Genomic DNA, 15,565 nt, shown 5'->3' on the forward strand with positions numbered 1-15,565 from the left:
ACAACGCGCGCCCGAGCTTCCCAGGCTCGAAGATGGGTTGGAGTGATCACTAGGGTGAAGGCGTGACAGCGGCTGAGTTCATCGCGAAATGGAGCGACGCGACGCTTCGCGAGCGGCAGGGATCGCAAGAGCATTTCCTCGACCTATGTCGCCTTCTCGAACAGCCGACGCCGGCCGCCGACGATCCCCACGGTGATCGCTACTGCTTCGAGCGTGGAGCCACCAAGGCAGGCGGCGGTGATGGCTGGGCGGATGTCTGGCGACGAGGCTGTTTCGGTTGGGAGTACAAAGGACCTCACAAGGACCTCAATGCCGCGTTCCGCCAGCTGAGCATCTACGCCTCCGCACTGGAGAATCCGCCCTATCTGGTCGTTTCGGACATGGTCCGCATCGTGATCCACACAAATTGGACCAACACGGTCAGCCAAGTTATCGAGCTATCGCTTGAGGACCTGCGCGAACCGGCCAAGCTGGCCCTGCTGCGTCAGGTGTTCGAGGGCTCTGACAAACTTAAGCCGGGTATCAGTCCCCAGGACCTGACCGCCAAGGTGGCCGCGCGTTTCGGCGATTTGGGCCGGCGACTTCAGGACCGCGGTCACGATCCCCGGGAGGTTGCCCATTTTCTAAACCAGCTGGTCTTCTGCATGTTTGCCGAGGACGCTCGACTATTGCCTGAGGGACTGTTCACGCGTGTGGTCCGAGCCACCGAGAAGAGACCCGACCTTGCCGCCGACCAGCTGTCTGACCTTTTCACCAGAATGCACCGGGGCGGATTCTTTGGAGCGGACGTCATCCGCTGGTTCAACGGCGGACTGTTCGACGGAGCGGCTGTACTGCCGCTGGAATCCACGGATCTGAAACTGATCGGTGACACAGCAGCCGAGCATGATTGGTCCGAGATAGACCCAGCGGTATTCGGAACGCTATTCGAGGAAGCCCTGAAAGCTACCCGAAAGCGAGCGGCGTTGGGGGCTCATTACACCGACCGTGCCAAGATATTGAAGATCGTCGAACCGGTAGTGATCTGGCCGCTATCAGCTGAATGGGATGCCGCGCTGGCCGAAATCAAAGCTCACGCCGCCGCGATGACCGCTGCAGACGACGAACGCAGGGCAATCCTTGAGGCGGCTGGGGCTGAAATGAAGGTCGATCCCGCCGCGGCGCGGGCGGGCGAATCGGGTCGGCGCAAGAAGGTAGCCGCCATCGTTCGTAGGAAGAGCATTGCCTTCGGCGCAGCGCAGGCCCGGTTGGAGGGGTACTTGGGCAGCTTGGCCGCCTATCGGGTGCTTGACCCAGCCTGCGGCTCCGGAAACTTCCTCTATGTCGCCCTGCAGGCACTGAAAGATTTGGAGCTAAAAGCGATCGTGGACGCCGAGCGGGCGGCAGGTATTCCGCAGCAGACTCCGCGCGTCGGTCTAGACAATGTTCGTGGCATCGAGATTGAGCCCTACGCCGCCGAGCTGGCCCGCGTCACATTGTGGATTGGCGATCTTCAATGGATGAAGCGAAACGGCTTCACAGGCTGGTCCGAACCGATCTTGTCCAACCTGGCGCAGATTGAAAATCGGGATGCGCTTCTGAATGAGGACGGCACGGAGGCGGCTTGGCCGGAGGCCGATGCGATCATCGGCAACCCGCCCTTCTTGGGTGACAAGAAGATGATTGCCGACATCGGTGAGGACTATGTCGCAACGCTGAGGAAAACCTATCTCAAACGAGTGCCAGGCGGCGCCGATTTCGTCACCTACTGGATCGAAAAGGCCTGGCGGGCGGTCGACGGAAATTTTGATCGACGGGCGGGATTGGTCACCACGAACTCTGTCCGCAATGGCGCGAGTCGTAAGGTGCTTGATCCCATCGCCAGCGCAGATGCCATCTGGGACGCGTGGTCCGACGAAGACTGGGTGCTCGATGGAGCGGCAGTTCGAGTGTCAATGGTGGCGTTTGGTTCAGGGTTCATCGAGCGCAGGCTTCAGGGGACTCCGGTCCGCCGAATAAACTCTGATCTCACGTCCGGTTCGGTCGATCTCACCAAAAGAGCCGTTCTCAAGGAGAACGAGAACACTGCTTTCGTCGGCGTTATATTAAACGGCGACTTCGAAGTTCCTGGGGATTTAGCCCGCCGCTGGCTTCGCAGCCCCGCCAATGTCAACGGGCGACCGAATAGCGACGTGCTTCGACCGACGTTGAACGGCGACGACTTCAATGGCGATCGCCCCGACAAATGGGTCATCGACTTCGGAACAAGCCGAACTGAGGCCGAGGCCGCGCAATATGAACTCCCATTCGCGGCCATCGAATCCGTCGTTAAGCCGTATCGGCAGAGACTGAACTCAACCGGCGGGTTCGCCCTTAGGGCAGACAACGAGCGCATTCATTGGTGGCGGCATGCTCGACCGCGACCAGCCATGCGGCAGGCCTTAAGTGGATTGGGCCACTATATCGCTACGCCAATGGTCTCCAGCTATCGAACATTCGGATTCCTCTCAGAAAGCATTCTGCCAGACCAAAAGCTGATCGCCTTTTCGAAGGCGGATATGACTTTCTTCGGAATACTGGAGTCGGTGCATCATCGCGTGTGGACGTTGCGCACCTGCTCATGGATCGGCGCGGGCAATGACGTCACCTATGCGGTCTCATCCACCTACCAAACTTTCGCATTTCCCGAGGGGCTGACACCGAACATTCCGGCCTCGAACTACGCAGCGGATCCGCGCGCCCGTGCGATCGCGGAGGCGGCGTCAGAGCTAAACCGGTTGCGTGAGCTTTGGCTGAACCCACCGCAACTTGTTCGGGTTGAGCCTGAGGTCGCCCCTGGCTATCCCGACCGGGTCGTTCCTATTGGTGATGAAGCAGCACGAGTGCTGAAGACCCGCACCTTAACCGACCTCTACAGTGAACGTCGGACGTGGCTGGATCTCGCCCACAGGCAGGTGGATGAGGCGGTCGCCGCCGCTTACGGTTGGTCTGCAGACCTGTCAGACGATGAAATTCTGGAGCGCTTGTTGCGCCTCAACCAGGAACGTTCCAGCTCATAACGCCCCCTAGTCCCGATCAAACAGCGGCAGCCCCTCGGCCGCCGACTTCCTGACCTTCTCCCGCACCCGCCTCACGGTCCGCTCGTGGACGTCCACCGCGAGCGCGATCTGGCTGTGGCTGGCGCCCTTGGCCATCATCTCGGCCGCCGCCCGCTGTCGGCCGCGCTGGCCGCGCAGGGTGGCCATGGGGATCGTCACCTTCTCGGTCCCCAGGGCGTCGACGATCCGTCGCGCGGCCTCGGCGCCCACCATCTGGGCCAACCGGCTATTGGGTCGCGCCGACAATTTCAGCTCCGTCCCGCCGGCCCGCAGCGCCACCTGGGTGGCGGCCTCGTCGCCGCCGTGCTCGGCGACGATCGCCAGGAAGCCGGTCCAGCGGGTCACCGGTCGGCCGCCTCGGGCCGCGGCATCTCGGCGGACAGATGGCGGGCCAGCCGGTCCAGGTCAGCCTCGGTCAGGGTAGCGTAGTTCGGATAGGGTTTGCCGAGCCGCTCGACTTGGGCGCTCACCAGGCGCGCCTTCAGGGTCCAGACTTGGCGGTCCGGCTTGATGCTGGCGAGATCCTGCGACCAGCCCGCGCGCTCGGCCATCTGCTTCAGCGCCTCGATCAGGCGGAAGCCCTGGGACTGGTCGGCCCACTGCAGGCGATCGACGCCGAGCTGCCGTTTAGCGAAGGCTTCCAGGGTCCTCTCCGAGGGCTCGCGCACGGCGCCCAGCTGATGCAGCGAGATCCACAGCGCTCGGGCCTTCTTCGCCACCGGATGTTTGGCCGGAGGCCGCTCGGATCTGGGCGCCGGCGGTTTGCGCTGAGGCGCCGCTGGGCGCGCGCCATTCGGCGTCCAGCCGAGATCTTCGCGGTAGTGGGCGAGCACCTGGATCAGCTGGCGGTCGGTGCAGTCGGCTGATGATCGGAGGCCGGTTATCTTCTCCAGGACGTCGCGGCGAGCGTCCTCGTCCAGGCCTAGATCCTTGGCGCCCAGATGGATCTTCGCCAGCAGGGCGCGACGGTCTGAAGCTTGGAAGGCCGGCGTGGTCATGCGAGCCTCTGGTTGAGCGAGGGGGAAGCTTCGAGATGCAGATCACAGTCTCTTGGCGGCATGCAGTGTATGCTGGCACCGCTCTTTCGATCTGCGCCGTGGGATGGGTTGGCGGGTTTATCGCGGGCAAGGGATTTTGGAGTCAGGAGTCCGCCGGCTGGGCGCAAGCTGTTGGCACCTTCGTCGCAATCTGGGCATCGACGTTGGTCACCCTTGCCGTGCGTCGGGCCGAGCGAGCGGACGCAATTTCCGACGCCCGAGCACACGCCATGGACGCAGCGCTGCGGCTCGTCGCAAACGTCCTCGTCACCGAGCAAGCTGCGGAGGACGCCGCCGCAAACCTGGACGTGCCCGCAACCTGGTGGCTTAGGGAGTTGCAGGAGCGAGCGCGGCGCATGGGCCACATCCGTGAAGATCTTCGGGCGGCGAACGGGCCGACTATTGCCCCCCCTGAACTGCGCGCGCACCTGAACTTGGCATACAGTTATGCTGAGGGAATGGAGCGAGCTCTCCATGAGCTCGACGACCGTCCCAATGAGATCGATTTGCGACGGATTGGAAGCTTCGCCGACTTGGCGAGGAAGGCTGTCGATCAGGCGCTCGGTGTGGTGGGCGAAGAGCCGCTGAGCCTTCATCTCTAGTGCGTTGCCGCCAAGTTCAAGGACCGACCAGGTGGTGGTCTCTCGGAGGAGTCGAACTTTCAGACGGCGAGCCATCACTCGGCCCTCACTGTGGCGGTAGCCCGTCCAAGCTTCGTCGTCGCATAGACGGTCGGCTCGCTGAACAGGCCGCCCGACACTCGCTCGGCCAGGCCCTTGGCCACCAAGCTGACGATCAGGGACGAGGCAATCGACGTTGAGCGGAAGATTAGCCCGGCCGCTTCGGCGGCGGTGATCGGACCGTGCAGCATGCGCTCTAGGATGACGCCGGCCAGCCCTGCCGGTGGCCTTAGCTTTGGCGCGTTGCAGGTGCAGCACATGGCTCCGAAGACATGTTCGACGGTCTCCATCGCCGCCTCGACGTCGCCCTCGATCTCGTCAGGGCTGAGATCGGCCAGCAGCGCCCAGGCAAGCCGGCGCGCTTCCCGGGCCCCGATCTCGAAGTAGTCGGGATAGCGGCCATCCCTTGGGTGAACCCGCAGGATCACTGTGTCTCTCAAGGGAACACGGCAACGGCCGACCTTCGTGGCCGGCGTGGATCCGAGCGCCGTGGTCATCCGCGCGACCTCCGAGCATGGGGGACGATTGTGATGACGCGGCCCGTGTCGACGACGAGGGACACGCCGAGCTGGGGAACGCGCACATGGACCGCCCCCTGAGCGGCCCATTGCTCCCGCCCCTGGTCGAGGATTTCCGCCCGCACCGCTTCGATGTCGATGCCGCGAACGGCTTCCAACCAGCGCACCACGGCGTGGTCGCTCACGGTGGGCTCAAACAGGCGTGGGAACTGCATCAGGCGGCCCTGCCGATGCTGCGAAGCCGCGGCTGCACGGCAACCCTGTCGCCGCCAGCCGCCACCGCGGCACGCATGGCCTCGATCGCGGCCGCAAGCGGCGGCCATTCTGCGTCAGTGATCACCGCTTCGCGACGATGTTCACGCCACCGGCCGTGAACCTCGGACACTAGCCGGTGCTCAAAGTCCGACAGGACGTCCGGCGCGCGGCCGAGAAGCACTCCCGCCGACAGCAAGGCCATAGCTTGATCGTCGCTGAGCGCCATCACGCCACCGCCGACATGTCGATGGCCACGTGCTCCCACCGCGCCCCGATCCGGGCCTTGCGATGGATCTGGACGTACTCCTTGGTGCCCATCGGGCGCTCGGCCGCCCGGATCAGGGCCATGGCCTCCTTCCACAGCGGCTCCTCGATATTGAGCCGGGTCAGGTAGAGCAGGTTCGCGCGGTTGATCTGGCCAGCCTGGTCGACCTGGAAGGCGTTCTCCACCACCGCCACCAGCTTGGCGTCGGCGCCCTCCGACCAGGTGCGCAGGCACTCGGTCACCTTGGTCTTGGCCAGCTGCAGCTCCGGCCCGAACACCGTCAGGTCGGCGATCTTCACCGACACCTTCAGCAGGCCGTCGAAGGTGGTCAGGGTGATGTTGCCCTTCTCGCCGCCCACCGTGGTCCCGTGTTCCTGGGCCAGCATCTCCTTGACCGAGGCGATGTCGTCGATGGTGTGGTCGCGGAAGCGAGCGATCTGCGCCTGCAGCTCCAGGGCGAAGGCCACTACCTTGCGGACCGCCTCGTCCTCCAGGAGGTGAGCGGGCTGGATCATCTCCTGCGGGATCCAGCGCCCCTTGGGGTCGGACTGGTGGGGCCTGCCGTTGATGAGGGCGATGTGCGCCGGCGGAGCGACTTCGGCCTCAGGGGTGGCTTGCGGGGGGGGCTGGCCGATGAATTCAGCGGCGGTCATTCAGTGTCTCCGAAGTGCGGGCCGGCGAGCTGACGCTGGCCGGTGGGAAGTTGTGAAAGGAAGGCGTCGCGGGCGGCGGCGCGCTGCGCGGCGCGGATGCGGGCCGGATCGTGGCGGTGGGTGAACAGCTCCGGCCCGCGTCCCACGACCCGGCGAAACAGCCGCCAGGTGCGCAGGACGCGGAGCGGGTTCACTCCTTGCCTCCCCGGGTGACCGTGAAGGCGCTACGGCGGGCGAGCGCCTCAACCTCCATGGGCGGCAGCGGGGCCGGCAGCAGCACCTCGTAACCCGCCTCGACCTTTCGCAGCAGGCGGTCGAGCTCCCCGGGGGTCAGGGTGTTGCTGTTGATCTGCGCCCGGATCTGGCGGGCGGCGCTCTTGCCCTGACGGGCGGTGTCCAAGCTGTCCATGGGTCTGTCCTCCGTGGGGATCAGCGGGCGAACGCCACCCCGGAGAGCTGCGAGAACGCGCCCTTCAGGTGGCTGATGGAGAGGGGTTCCTCGGCGCCACGGGCGGCCAGGATCGCGGCCTCCATGGTCATCTCGATGTTGCGCAGGCCGCCCGGCTTGGCGGCGATCTCCAGGCAGAAGCCGATCTCGGCCTTGGTGATCACCTCGCCGTTCTCCGCGGCCCAGGCCTGGGCCAGGGCGGCGGCGTCGGCCGCGTTGGGCGCCACGATCCAGCGGCGCTGGGCGAACCGGCTCGACACCTGGGCGAAGGTGGACTTGGTCCCGGTGGGCCCCACCCGCGAGGAGGCGACCTCGTTGCCCAGCAGGGCCACGCCCACCGGGATCGCCGTCTCCCGCGACCGGTCGTTGATCGCCCGCAGGGCCTCCAGGGCCAGCTCCGATAGGTGCTGGGCTTCGTCGATGCAGATCAGACCCTTGGCCTCGGCGGCCACCTTCAGGATCTTGGCCATCAGCTGCTGCGGGGTGCCCCGCGCGTCGGTGACGCCCATGGCCGCCAGGATCTCAAGCAGCATGGTGGGCACCCCCCGGGTCGAGGGGTCCATGGCCGTGTACCAGGTGCGCGGATAGTCGGCCTTGAACTGCCGGGCGGTGGCGGTCTTCGACACCCCGGGATTGCCGGCGATCAGCACCATCCGGCCGGTCTCGCGGGCATAGGCCAGGGCTGCCGTGATGGTCTTCGACCCCGAGAGCGGCTGGAAGGCCGGGATCTTCGGCAGCTGGCGGCGCAGATCGGCCGCCTCGGCGCGGGCCTTCAGCCACTTGTCCAGCTGGCTGGCGATGGTGGCGTTGTCGCCGGGATAGCTGTTGCTGAGGAACTGGCTCAGCGACGAGCTGGGGACGCCGGACTGGCGACAGACCTCGGCCTGGGTCAGGCGATCGTCGGCCATGGCGTTGCGGGTGTCGGTCCGCAGCGCCGCCAGTTCGGCGTCGCTGAACTCGGTCTTGCCCGGGTTGATGTTCATGCTACTCAAGCTCCTGTTTTGACGTGCTATCGAGCCCGTCCGGGGTTGCCGCCCCGGGCGGGCTTTCCTCATCCGCGGCCGAGAACGCGGTCGAGGCCGCGCTCCCAGTTGGCGTCGAAGTCCGAAGACGCTCCTGCCGGCTGGCCGAGCTGCTCGGCCTTACGGGGGGCGGTGAAGTTGGGGCGAACCACCTTGGGCGCCTCAGGCGCGGCCTCGGGTTCGCCGATGGACGCCAGCTGGGCGGCCACGTCCCGCGGCTCCAGGCGGCGCAGGGCGTTGGCCCGCAGCTTCTCGGCCCGGACATAGTCGCGCACGGCCTTCCGCTGGCCACGGCCGTCGCTGAGGTTGTCGAAGCTGCCGGCGCCCATGCGGTCGGCCTGGGCCAGCAGCCGGCCGTCCAGGCTGTAGACATAGGCCGGCAAGGCCATCTGCTCGGGGTCGAAGCGGACGGTCACGCGCTGGCGCTTCAGGTCGGCCAGGGCCGGCGACCAGTAGCGATGGCCCTCGACGGTCACGGCGCCAGACTTCGGGTCCATGCTCACCGGCTTGGAGGCCAGCATGCACAGCCGCAGCTGCTCCGGCGTCAGCATCCGCGGCGCCCGGCCGGCCATGCCGGCTTCGAACACCTGGTTGAAGGACCGCCCGTTCATGCCCGCGCCGCGGCGGCCGGCCTGGTCGTTGTAGAAGGCCAGCTCGCGGGCCACGACGTGGGCGAACTCAGCATAGGGCACGGCTCGCGACCCGTAGTTCTCCGGCTTGGAGGTGGTGTTGTGGCCGGTATAGGCGCCGACGAACTCCGGCCCCTTGGCGATGTCGTGGGCGAAGTTGCGGAAGGCTCGCTCGATCGGTTTGGCCTGGCCCCAGTAGGGGGTGGCGAACAGGGCCTTGATCCCCAGGGTCTTCAGCAGGCCCGCCGGCTCCTCCTCCGGGGTCTTGCCCCAGCGCAGGCGATGCTGGCCGCCGGAGATGGCGGCGGCCGCGTTCTCGCGGCCGTTGTCCATCAGCAAGGTCTCGCAGAGCCCGAAGTCGCGGAAGGTGTCCCCCAGGGCCAGTCGGACCAGGTGGTGGTTCAAGGTCATGTCGTGGCGGATCGCCAGGATCTTGCCGCTGGCGATGTCCTGCACCGCCAGCGACAGCGGCCGGGAGATCGTACCGTCAGGCCAGGCGACGCGGACGTCCCAGGTGTGGCCGTCGAGGTTGAGGATCTGCATGGGGGCGATGGAGCCCCGGTCGCGCTGCAGGTGCGGGAAGGCGTGGTTGAGGGCCTCGGGGCCGTAGCGGAACAGGGTCTGGGCGGCGGGCGGGACCTCGGCGTCCATGCGCCGCTGCAGGGTCTTGGCCGACGGGACCGCCCAGCCCATCTCGGCGGCCTTGCGTTCCAGCCTGCGGAAACAGGCCGCGTGGGTCGGCTTGGACTGCGTCAGGTAGAGGCCCTTGTAGAGCTCCCATCCCTCGTCGGCGCACGCGGCCTTGGCGGTGCGGCCCTGATAGGCGGGCGCCAGATAGGCGCAGCGGTCCTCCGGCGGCACGCCGGCGATCAGGGCGAACCATCCGTGGACGGTGCTGCTGCAGAGGCTCTCGTGCTCGCCCCTCAGGCGGGCCTCGCGCACGGTCTGGCGGACCACCTCGTCCACCGCGGCGGTCTTGCGCATCCCATGCCGGACCAGCGCCTCCACCTGACCGATGACGTCGAGCCGGTGATAGGCCTGGGCCTTCATGCCCGCCGGCAGGCGCTCCCAGCGCAGCCAGGCGCCCTCGCGGTCGGGCCGCTCGGCCTGGGCGCGCCCGTGGGCGGCGAACATCAGCTTGGCCCGGGCGGCCTCGGGCAGCAGCGAGACGTGGTACTCGACCCCGCCCCCGCGCGCCTTGCGCTTGCGGGCCAGGGCGCCGCGCAGATCGCAGGTGCGGGCCTCCCAGCCCTCCCGGTCGATCTGCAGCTGCATGCCGCGCTTGGTGGTCGGCAGGCCGGGCAAGCCCAGCGCCGCCAGTTCCGCGGCCGAGAACCAGTCCTGGGCGCCCGCCATCACCGGCCCCTCGGTTTGCGGAACTGGACTTCCAGCGGTGCGGCCTCGCGGGCCTGCTTGGCGCGCCTCAGCAGCTCATGGCCCTGGCGCTCCAGCAGCGAGGCTTCGGCGTGCAGGGCCTCCTCGCCCTTCAGGACGATCAGGCCCTCGTTGCGCAGGATGAAGTCCCACAGCCAGTCGCAGCCGGTGGCCCGGACGAAGGCGATCCAGCGCACGATGGAGATGGTGTGCGAGGTGCGGCTCTCCGAGGTGTAGGCGTAGAGCTGCGCGGTGGTGACCTCGTCATCCACGAGGATCTCGCTCATCTCGGCGGCGATCACGGGGACCGTCTTGCCCGAGGTGCGCACGGCCTCGCCCATCGCCGTGGCGAAGGCCCGTTTCAGGTCTAGTGAGGTCGGCAGGGTCGAGGGTTGGCGGACCGGGAAATACTGGCCCGCGCTGAACAGGTCGCCCGTCCGGGTGTCGCCCTTGGCCTTAACCACCCCCGGCCTCCGTGAGGCTCCAGCCCTCCGGCAGCTTGCGCCCGGCCAGGTCATGCAGGATGGCCGCCCGGCCCGCGGGCGTGGCCTTGCCCCAGAGTCCGCGGAAGGCCTTCAAGGTCTCATCGACCGGGGTTTGAACGTCGCTCGAAGGGGCATTCCCGGCCGCGATGGCCCGGGCGTCGCCGACGCTCTTGGTCGCGCCGCTGAGCAGGATCTCGGCGACCTTGGCCTGCTCGGCCTTGTCGCCGATGGCCGCGAGCTGGCGCAGGGCGCCTTCGTTCCTGGCGACCGGCGTACCGTGCAGCTGGGCGCGCAGGTCGGCCGGCAGGCCGTTCACCGTGGCCCAGGCCCGCTCGACGGTCCGCCGGGTGATGCCGAGATCGCCGGCCGTCTCGACGGCGAACCCCATGGTCTCCGGGAATTGCGACATCCTGTCGGTTTTCGCGGGCCGGCCCCGCTTGGGCTTGGCGTCGCCGTCCACGACGACGATTCGGTCGGGGTTCCGCCTCGCCCAGATCGCGTGGCGGGCCAGCAGCATCTCGGCCCGCTCAAGCGGGTTGAGGTCGGGCGCCAGCAGGTTCTCGTCGATCTCGATCTGCTGGGCTTCGTCATCGGTGAGGATGCGGACCGTCGAGGGAATGGTCTTGTGACCCTCGGCCGACCAGGCGGCGATGCGGTGAGCCCCCGCCACCAGCTCGGTGACCGAGGAGCCATCCTCCCCTGGCACAGGCCGCAGGGTGATCGAACCGAAGAAGCCGTTCTCCTGCATCGAGACCCGGAGGTTGGCGACCTTTGACGGGTTGATCGGCCGCAGACGGCGGCGAACGACGATCTGACTGATGGGGAAATCGACGGGTGCGGAGGTCGCCATGTCTAAGCGCGCCCCGCGATTTGACCGTGCGCGCCAGCACGATTTTGATTAAGTTCATCACGAACGTGACGGCGCGGTTTGCGATTCCCGTCGCGGAAATAGCGGTCTGGCCACAGCAGATGGAGAGAGACGCCCAGGAACTCTGAAATGACTTTCTCGGCCGCGGGCTGGGGACGAAGCAGCGCGGCGCGACAGGCGCTCTCGCAAAGATCGTTCTCCAGGGCGAGCGCCGTCAGGGACCGGCCCCGCTTGCGGATCGCCCCTTTGATGTCCTCCGCGTGCCAGCCTTTGGCCATCACTGTTTCGATGCTCCAATCACGTTCGTGATTTAGCATCCGTATTTGGATGGAAGTCAAGAGTTCGCTCTGCGCGCGAGCACGATGGACGCCGAACCTGATCTAGATTTCGATGGCGACGGGTTTGCTCAGCGAGCGCGCGAGGCCATGTTCCCCGAGAAGATCACCGCCTTCGCCGCCCGGGTCGGGCTGCCGCAGGCCACTGTCTCCAAGATCCTGAGCGCTGGCGGCGTCGCCGGCCCGCGCGTGGACATCGTCGCGCGCATCGCCAAGGGCCTGAACGTCTCTCTGGACTGGCTGATCCTGGGGATTGGCGACGGCCCCTCCGGCGACACCGTGGTCCGCATCCCCCGCTATGACGTCCAGCTGGCCGCCGGCGCCGGCGCCTGGAACGAGGGCCGCAAGCTGCTGGAGGACGTCCCCCTGACGGTCACCTTCCTGGAGCAGCAGTTCGGCCGCCGCAGCGCCACGGGCCTGGCCTTCGTCAGCGCCCGCGGCGACTCCATGGAGCCCACGATCACCGACCGCGGCCTGGTGCTCCTGGACCAGACCGTCACCAACCCCTTCGACGACGTTTTCGCCTTCCTCCTCGACGGCGAAGCCCGGGTGAAACGCTTCCGCCTGCTCACCGACGGCCTGATGCTGATCTCCGACAACCCCAACTACCCCGCCGAAACCGTCCAGGGCCCCGCCCTGAAGCGCCTCCAGGTCATCGGCCAGGTGCTGGGGGTTCTGCAGAAGATCTAGGGGCGCCAATGACCGACGACGACTTCATCGCCCTCGACCGCGCCGCCGCCCGCGCCGCCCTCCAGGCCATGCCCGCCGACGAAGCCTCCGCCAAGCGCGTCGCCTACATGCGAGCCCACGGCGTCACCGCCGACCCCTTGATGCACGCCCCACCCGGAGCTCAGCCTGCCGCCCGCTCCGCCATGCGAAGCATCGGCATCGCCCTCGTCGTCATCGGCGCCGTCATCGCCGCGATCTCCCTGGCCCTGATCGCGACGGCCGCGGACGAGCCGCGCCTCTTGCCGCTGATCTGGCTCGGATTGGGTTCATCCATGAACGGCCTGGGCGTGGTCATGTGGATCGCGGGGACGATCGAGGACCGCCTGATCGAGATCAGGGATCGGCTTCCGGCCGCACGCTAGGGAAAGCCTGACGTCTGGGTCCCCAAGGGATCGGCACGCCGTCAGCGGAACCTGTGCCGAAGGTCCGTTTTTAGCTCGGAGACCAACGTCGCCCACCACCCATAGCGGACCTTCGAGATGTCCGCTTTCAGGGAAGGTACGCCGCTCACAGCGTTGACCTAGTCCGGCCAGCCGCCCCAGAAGCGTGCGCACTAGTGCGCTTTCGCCTCCATGGCCTCGGCGAATACTCAGTCTACCTGACCTTCGGTTCTCGCGCCCATTTTAAGAAGGCGTCCACATCGCTGAGCTGCTGATCCACGCACTCCGCGCAAACTTCCTCATAGACTTTATAGCCGCGTTGTAGGGCCTGCTGATTGAATAGCCCGATTGGACCACTAGATGCCCATTCAACGCTGGATGGAACCGAGGTCGGTTTTGAGGCATCCGAGGGGAGCGGCGAGTGCGCAAAATTTTCAATGCTGATCAGCGCCCCAGTGCCATCACACGACATTTTAACAAGCTTTGTGATTTCAACTTTCTGGTAATGAGGTATTTTGGCCGCATCGCTATCAACTGTTGATAGCTTCATCAATATATCAGCGCATCCCATTGCTCGTTCAGCCGCTAACAGATTCTCCGCTTGCTTTTCGTCTCGCGCTTTCTCGGCCTTGTTTTGCTCGTTGAACTGGACGGCGATTATGATCCCAACAGTCGAGAGTATGGAAGCACATGCCACGCTCGCAGCAGCGATGACAGTTTGAACTCGCATGTAGGTCAGTTCGACCTGTCGCGTGGTCTTCACGCTTTCGCCCTCCGTCAAGACGCCCCGCCACCATCGCAGGAACTTTACGGGCCGCAAGGCTAGGTTGGCGGCCGCTTCCCACCCCAAGCTGACCTTGGCGGGTCCGCTTGTCGCCTCATGGGTTTCTCGGCGCGAGCGACCCTGAACACCCAAGGGTGAGCTTCTGACCACGAGGCCCGGGATCGAGTTCCCGCTTCAGGCCCGCCGACGGAGCGTCTTCGGGAGGGCGATCCACGCATATGTTGTTGGCCTAATGAGGCTTTTCCGAAGTGGGAACCGCAGAAGAACTAAGAACTGAAGTTCTCACTTAATCCCCCACGCCCTGCGGCCCGGAGCCCCATTTTCGACCGCCCAACCGAGGCGCCCAATCCCGCCTTCGAGCCCCACCAACCCACACCCGACCCTTACAGCCCAACGGTTTGCTCCAAGCGCGCCCGCCACCACCCCAAACACGCTTCGAACGCGAACCCCCTGTCTAAAGGCCGAGGCCTGATAGACTGTCTAAACTGCCCCCAGAGGACAGAACCGCCCCCTTCCTCGGGACGACTGCACAGCCCCGCCGCGCCCGCCCAGATGGCCGAAAACCCAAATTTCCTCAGGGTTTCGTCCCACATGATCCCGCAACGTCCCGCCTCATCCCGTCACTCCGGGATCTAGTGTCCACTCACAGGCGCGCAGCAGGGCTGCGCGTCGCTGACGAAGAGCAACAACGGAATTTCAGAAAGAGCCCTCACCCTACCCTCTCCCACAAGTGGGAGAGGAGGCGCTGAACTAGGATGCTCCCCCAGGCCTCAGGCTTTCTCCAGCACCTTCACGGTTTCCTGCAGAACGCGGCGCCCCCAGGAACTCAGGTCCTCGCGGGAGAGTTTGGCGCGCGCGGCGTCCAGGGCGGCTTCGCCATGACGCCGCCGCAGCATGTGGGCCTCGTCCAGGGCCTCTTCCTGGGCGCGACGCCAGCGCCTGTATGCACGGACGGGATTGAGGGTCATCTCAGCCTCGCTTGCTCGCCGCCTTCTAGCACATCGAACATGACGGAATGAGCAGGCCCCCCAATCTGGGGGCGGAGTCGTGCGCCGACCTCCTCAGGCGCCTATTACAGATGCGTCGCCGCGAACCGAAGGATCAGAACGGCTGGTCCTGCGCGCCGTCCAGGACCTCGACTCCCCGCGCAGGTCTGCTAGCTGCTCGGACCATGACCTCGTCACCCGGACGCTCCACCCCCCGGTCCACGCCCTCCAGGCCCACGGCGCCCGTGCGCGTGATGGGGATCGTCAACGCCACCCCCGACAGCTTCTCCGACGGCGGCCTGTTCCTCGACCCCGACGCAGGCCTCGACCACGCCTTGGCGCTGGTGGCGGCCGGCGCCGACATCCTCGACATAGGCGGTGAGTCCTCCCGCCCGGGGGCGCAGCCGGTCTCCGAGGCCGACGAGATCGCCCGCGTCGTCCCGCTGATCTCCCGGGTCCGCGCGCGGACCAGCGTCCCCATCTCCATCGACACGGTGAAGCCCGCCGTGGCCCGCGCCGCCGTCCTCGCTGGCGCCTCGATCTGGAACGACATCACCGCGCTGTCGGCCCCCGGCGCGCCGGAGACCGCCGCCGAACTCGGCTGCGAGGTCATCCTCATGCACATGCAGGGCGAGCCCCGCACCATGCAGGCCGACCCCCGCTACGGCGACGTGGTCGCCGAGGTCTGCGAATTCCTGCTGGCCCGCGCGCGGGTGGCCATGGCGGCGGGGGTGGCTCGCGACCGCATCTGGCTCGATCCCGGCATCGGCTTTGGCAAGACCCTGGAGCACAACCTCGCCCTGCTGGCGGCCCTCGACCAGATCACCGCCCTGGGCTTCCCCGTGCTGCTGGGCGCCAGCCGCAAGAGCTTCCTGGCCCGCCTCGACCCGGCCGCCCGCGACCCGGCCCACCGCCTCGGCGGCTCCCTGGCCGCGGCCCTGGTCGGCGCATTGGCCGGCGCGGCCTGCGTCCGCGTCCACGACGTCGCCGAGACCGTCCAGGCGCTGCGGGTGTGGGAGGCGACGCGCTGACTCCTCCTC

20 protein-coding genes are annotated in these 15,565 nt (G+C 66.7%); 5 read left to right on the forward strand and 15 right to left on the reverse strand.

Translation table 11 applies throughout. The features are described from left to right. The first annotated feature begins 62 nt into the window (after positions 1-62). The gene (locus OCL97_RS05130; RefSeq protein WP_377368185.1) at positions 63-3,038 is read left to right on the forward strand and encodes a class I SAM-dependent DNA methyltransferase; all 2,976 of its coding nucleotides are present in this window, start codon (positions 63-65) and stop codon (positions 3,036-3,038) included. A gap of 6 nt (positions 3,039-3,044) precedes the next feature. On the opposite strand, the gene OCL97_RS05135 is transcribed toward OCL97_RS05130, so the two are convergent. Both OCL97_RS05135 and OCL97_RS05140 read right to left on the reverse strand, forming a co-directional pair. Next, the gene (locus tag OCL97_RS05135) at positions 3,045-3,422 is read right to left on the reverse strand and encodes a helix-turn-helix domain-containing protein (RefSeq protein WP_377368187.1); all 378 of its coding nucleotides are present in this window, start codon (positions 3,420-3,422) and stop codon (positions 3,045-3,047) included. Next, the gene (locus OCL97_RS05140) at positions 3,419-4,075 is read right to left on the reverse strand and encodes a gp16 family protein (protein WP_377368189.1); all 657 of its coding nucleotides are present in this window, start codon (positions 4,073-4,075) and stop codon (positions 3,419-3,421) included. The genes OCL97_RS05135 and OCL97_RS05140 overlap by 4 nt, the downstream gene beginning before the upstream one ends. A 35-nt stretch (positions 4,076-4,110) precedes the next feature. On the opposite strand from OCL97_RS05140, the gene OCL97_RS05145 reads away from it, so the two are divergent. After that, complete coding sequence (locus tag OCL97_RS05145) at positions 4,111-4,716, forward strand: hypothetical protein (RefSeq protein WP_377368191.1); 606 nt, start codon at positions 4,111-4,113, stop codon at positions 4,714-4,716. 74 nt (positions 4,717-4,790) lie between these two features. On the opposite strand, the gene OCL97_RS05150 is transcribed toward OCL97_RS05145, so the two are convergent. From OCL97_RS05150 to OCL97_RS05200, 11 genes are all read right to left on the reverse strand, one after another. Beyond that, on the reverse strand, positions 4,791-5,291 hold the full coding sequence (locus OCL97_RS05150) for a hypothetical protein (protein WP_377368193.1): 501 nt from the start codon (positions 5,289-5,291) through the stop codon (positions 4,791-4,793). Next, positions 5,288-5,527, reverse strand: coding sequence for a hypothetical protein (locus OCL97_RS05155; RefSeq protein ID WP_377368194.1), 240 nt, complete (start codon positions 5,525-5,527; stop codon positions 5,288-5,290). The genes OCL97_RS05150 and OCL97_RS05155 overlap by 4 nt, the downstream gene beginning before the upstream one ends. After that, positions 5,527-5,793: a hypothetical protein gene (locus OCL97_RS05160; protein ID WP_377368196.1), complete on the reverse strand. Its 267-nt coding sequence runs from the start codon at positions 5,791-5,793 to the stop codon at positions 5,527-5,529. The genes OCL97_RS05155 and OCL97_RS05160 overlap by 1 nt, the downstream gene beginning before the upstream one ends. After that, positions 5,793-6,485, reverse strand: a complete 693-nt coding sequence (locus OCL97_RS05165) for a DUF3164 family protein (protein WP_377368198.1) — start codon at positions 6,483-6,485, stop codon at positions 5,793-5,795. The genes OCL97_RS05160 and OCL97_RS05165 overlap by 1 nt, the downstream gene beginning before the upstream one ends. Further along, positions 6,482-6,679: a hypothetical protein gene (locus OCL97_RS05170; RefSeq protein ID WP_377368200.1), complete on the reverse strand. Its 198-nt coding sequence runs from the start codon at positions 6,677-6,679 to the stop codon at positions 6,482-6,484. Before OCL97_RS05170 ends, OCL97_RS05165 begins: the two co-directional genes overlap by 4 nt. After that, positions 6,676-6,894 carry a hypothetical protein gene (locus tag OCL97_RS05175; RefSeq protein ID WP_377368202.1) on the reverse strand — a complete coding sequence of 73 codons (219 nt, stop codon included), beginning with the start codon at positions 6,892-6,894 and terminating at the stop codon, positions 6,676-6,678. The genes OCL97_RS05170 and OCL97_RS05175 overlap by 4 nt, the downstream gene beginning before the upstream one ends. Positions 6,895-6,914: 20 nt before the next feature. Beyond that, positions 6,915-7,916, reverse strand: coding sequence for an AAA family ATPase (locus OCL97_RS05180; protein ID WP_377368204.1), 1,002 nt, complete (start codon positions 7,914-7,916; stop codon positions 6,915-6,917). A gap of 68 nt (positions 7,917-7,984) precedes the next feature. Continuing rightward, the gene (locus OCL97_RS05185; protein ID WP_377368206.1) at positions 7,985-9,940 is read right to left on the reverse strand and encodes a transposase domain-containing protein; all 1,956 of its coding nucleotides are present in this window, start codon (positions 9,938-9,940) and stop codon (positions 7,985-7,987) included. Further along, on the reverse strand, positions 9,940-10,422 hold the full coding sequence (locus tag OCL97_RS05190; RefSeq protein WP_377368208.1) for a hypothetical protein: 483 nt from the start codon (positions 10,420-10,422) through the stop codon (positions 9,940-9,942). Before OCL97_RS05190 ends, OCL97_RS05185 begins: the two co-directional genes overlap by 1 nt. Then, a complete protein-coding gene (locus tag OCL97_RS05195) occupies positions 10,415-11,293 on the reverse strand; it encodes a ParB/RepB/Spo0J family partition protein (protein WP_377368210.1) in 879 nt (292 codons plus the stop codon). Before OCL97_RS05195 ends, OCL97_RS05190 begins: the two co-directional genes overlap by 8 nt. A 2-nt stretch (positions 11,294-11,295) precedes the next feature. Beyond that, positions 11,296-11,649: a helix-turn-helix domain-containing protein gene (locus OCL97_RS05200; protein ID WP_377368212.1), complete on the reverse strand. Its 354-nt coding sequence runs from the start codon at positions 11,647-11,649 to the stop codon at positions 11,296-11,298. A gap of 24 nt (positions 11,650-11,673) precedes the next feature. On the opposite strand from OCL97_RS05200, the gene OCL97_RS05205 reads away from it, so the two are divergent. Both OCL97_RS05205 and OCL97_RS05210 read left to right on the forward strand, forming a co-directional pair. After that, on the forward strand, positions 11,674-12,336 hold the full coding sequence (locus tag OCL97_RS05205) for an XRE family transcriptional regulator (protein WP_377368214.1): 663 nt from the start codon (positions 11,674-11,676) through the stop codon (positions 12,334-12,336). Between the two features lie 8 nt (positions 12,337-12,344). Then, positions 12,345-12,737 (forward strand): hypothetical protein, encoded by a 393-nt coding sequence (locus OCL97_RS05210; protein ID WP_377368216.1) that lies wholly within the window; start codon positions 12,345-12,347, stop codon positions 12,735-12,737. A gap of 232 nt (positions 12,738-12,969) precedes the next feature. Here the strand turns inward: OCL97_RS05210 and OCL97_RS05215 are convergent, their stop codons facing one another. Both OCL97_RS05215 and OCL97_RS05220 read right to left on the reverse strand, forming a co-directional pair. Then, positions 12,970-13,518 (reverse strand): cytochrome c1, encoded by a 549-nt coding sequence (locus tag OCL97_RS05215; RefSeq protein ID WP_377368218.1) that lies wholly within the window; start codon positions 13,516-13,518, stop codon positions 12,970-12,972. A 791-nt stretch (positions 13,519-14,309) separates the two neighbouring features. Then, the gene (locus OCL97_RS05220; RefSeq protein ID WP_377368220.1) at positions 14,310-14,507 is read right to left on the reverse strand and encodes a hypothetical protein; all 198 of its coding nucleotides are present in this window, start codon (positions 14,505-14,507) and stop codon (positions 14,310-14,312) included. Between the two features lie 203 nt (positions 14,508-14,710). Between OCL97_RS05220 and folP the strand changes: the two genes are divergently transcribed. Beyond that, the gene (gene folP, locus OCL97_RS05225; RefSeq protein WP_457852591.1) at positions 14,711-15,556 is read left to right on the forward strand and encodes a dihydropteroate synthase; all 846 of its coding nucleotides are present in this window, start codon (positions 14,711-14,713) and stop codon (positions 15,554-15,556) included. Positions 15,557-15,565: the final 9 nt, after the last annotated feature.

The sequence above is a fragment of the Phenylobacterium ferrooxidans genome, assembly GCF_042714595.1.
In the GTDB taxonomy this organism is placed as follows: Bacteria; Pseudomonadota; Alphaproteobacteria; order Caulobacterales; family Caulobacteraceae; genus Phenylobacterium; species Phenylobacterium ferrooxidans.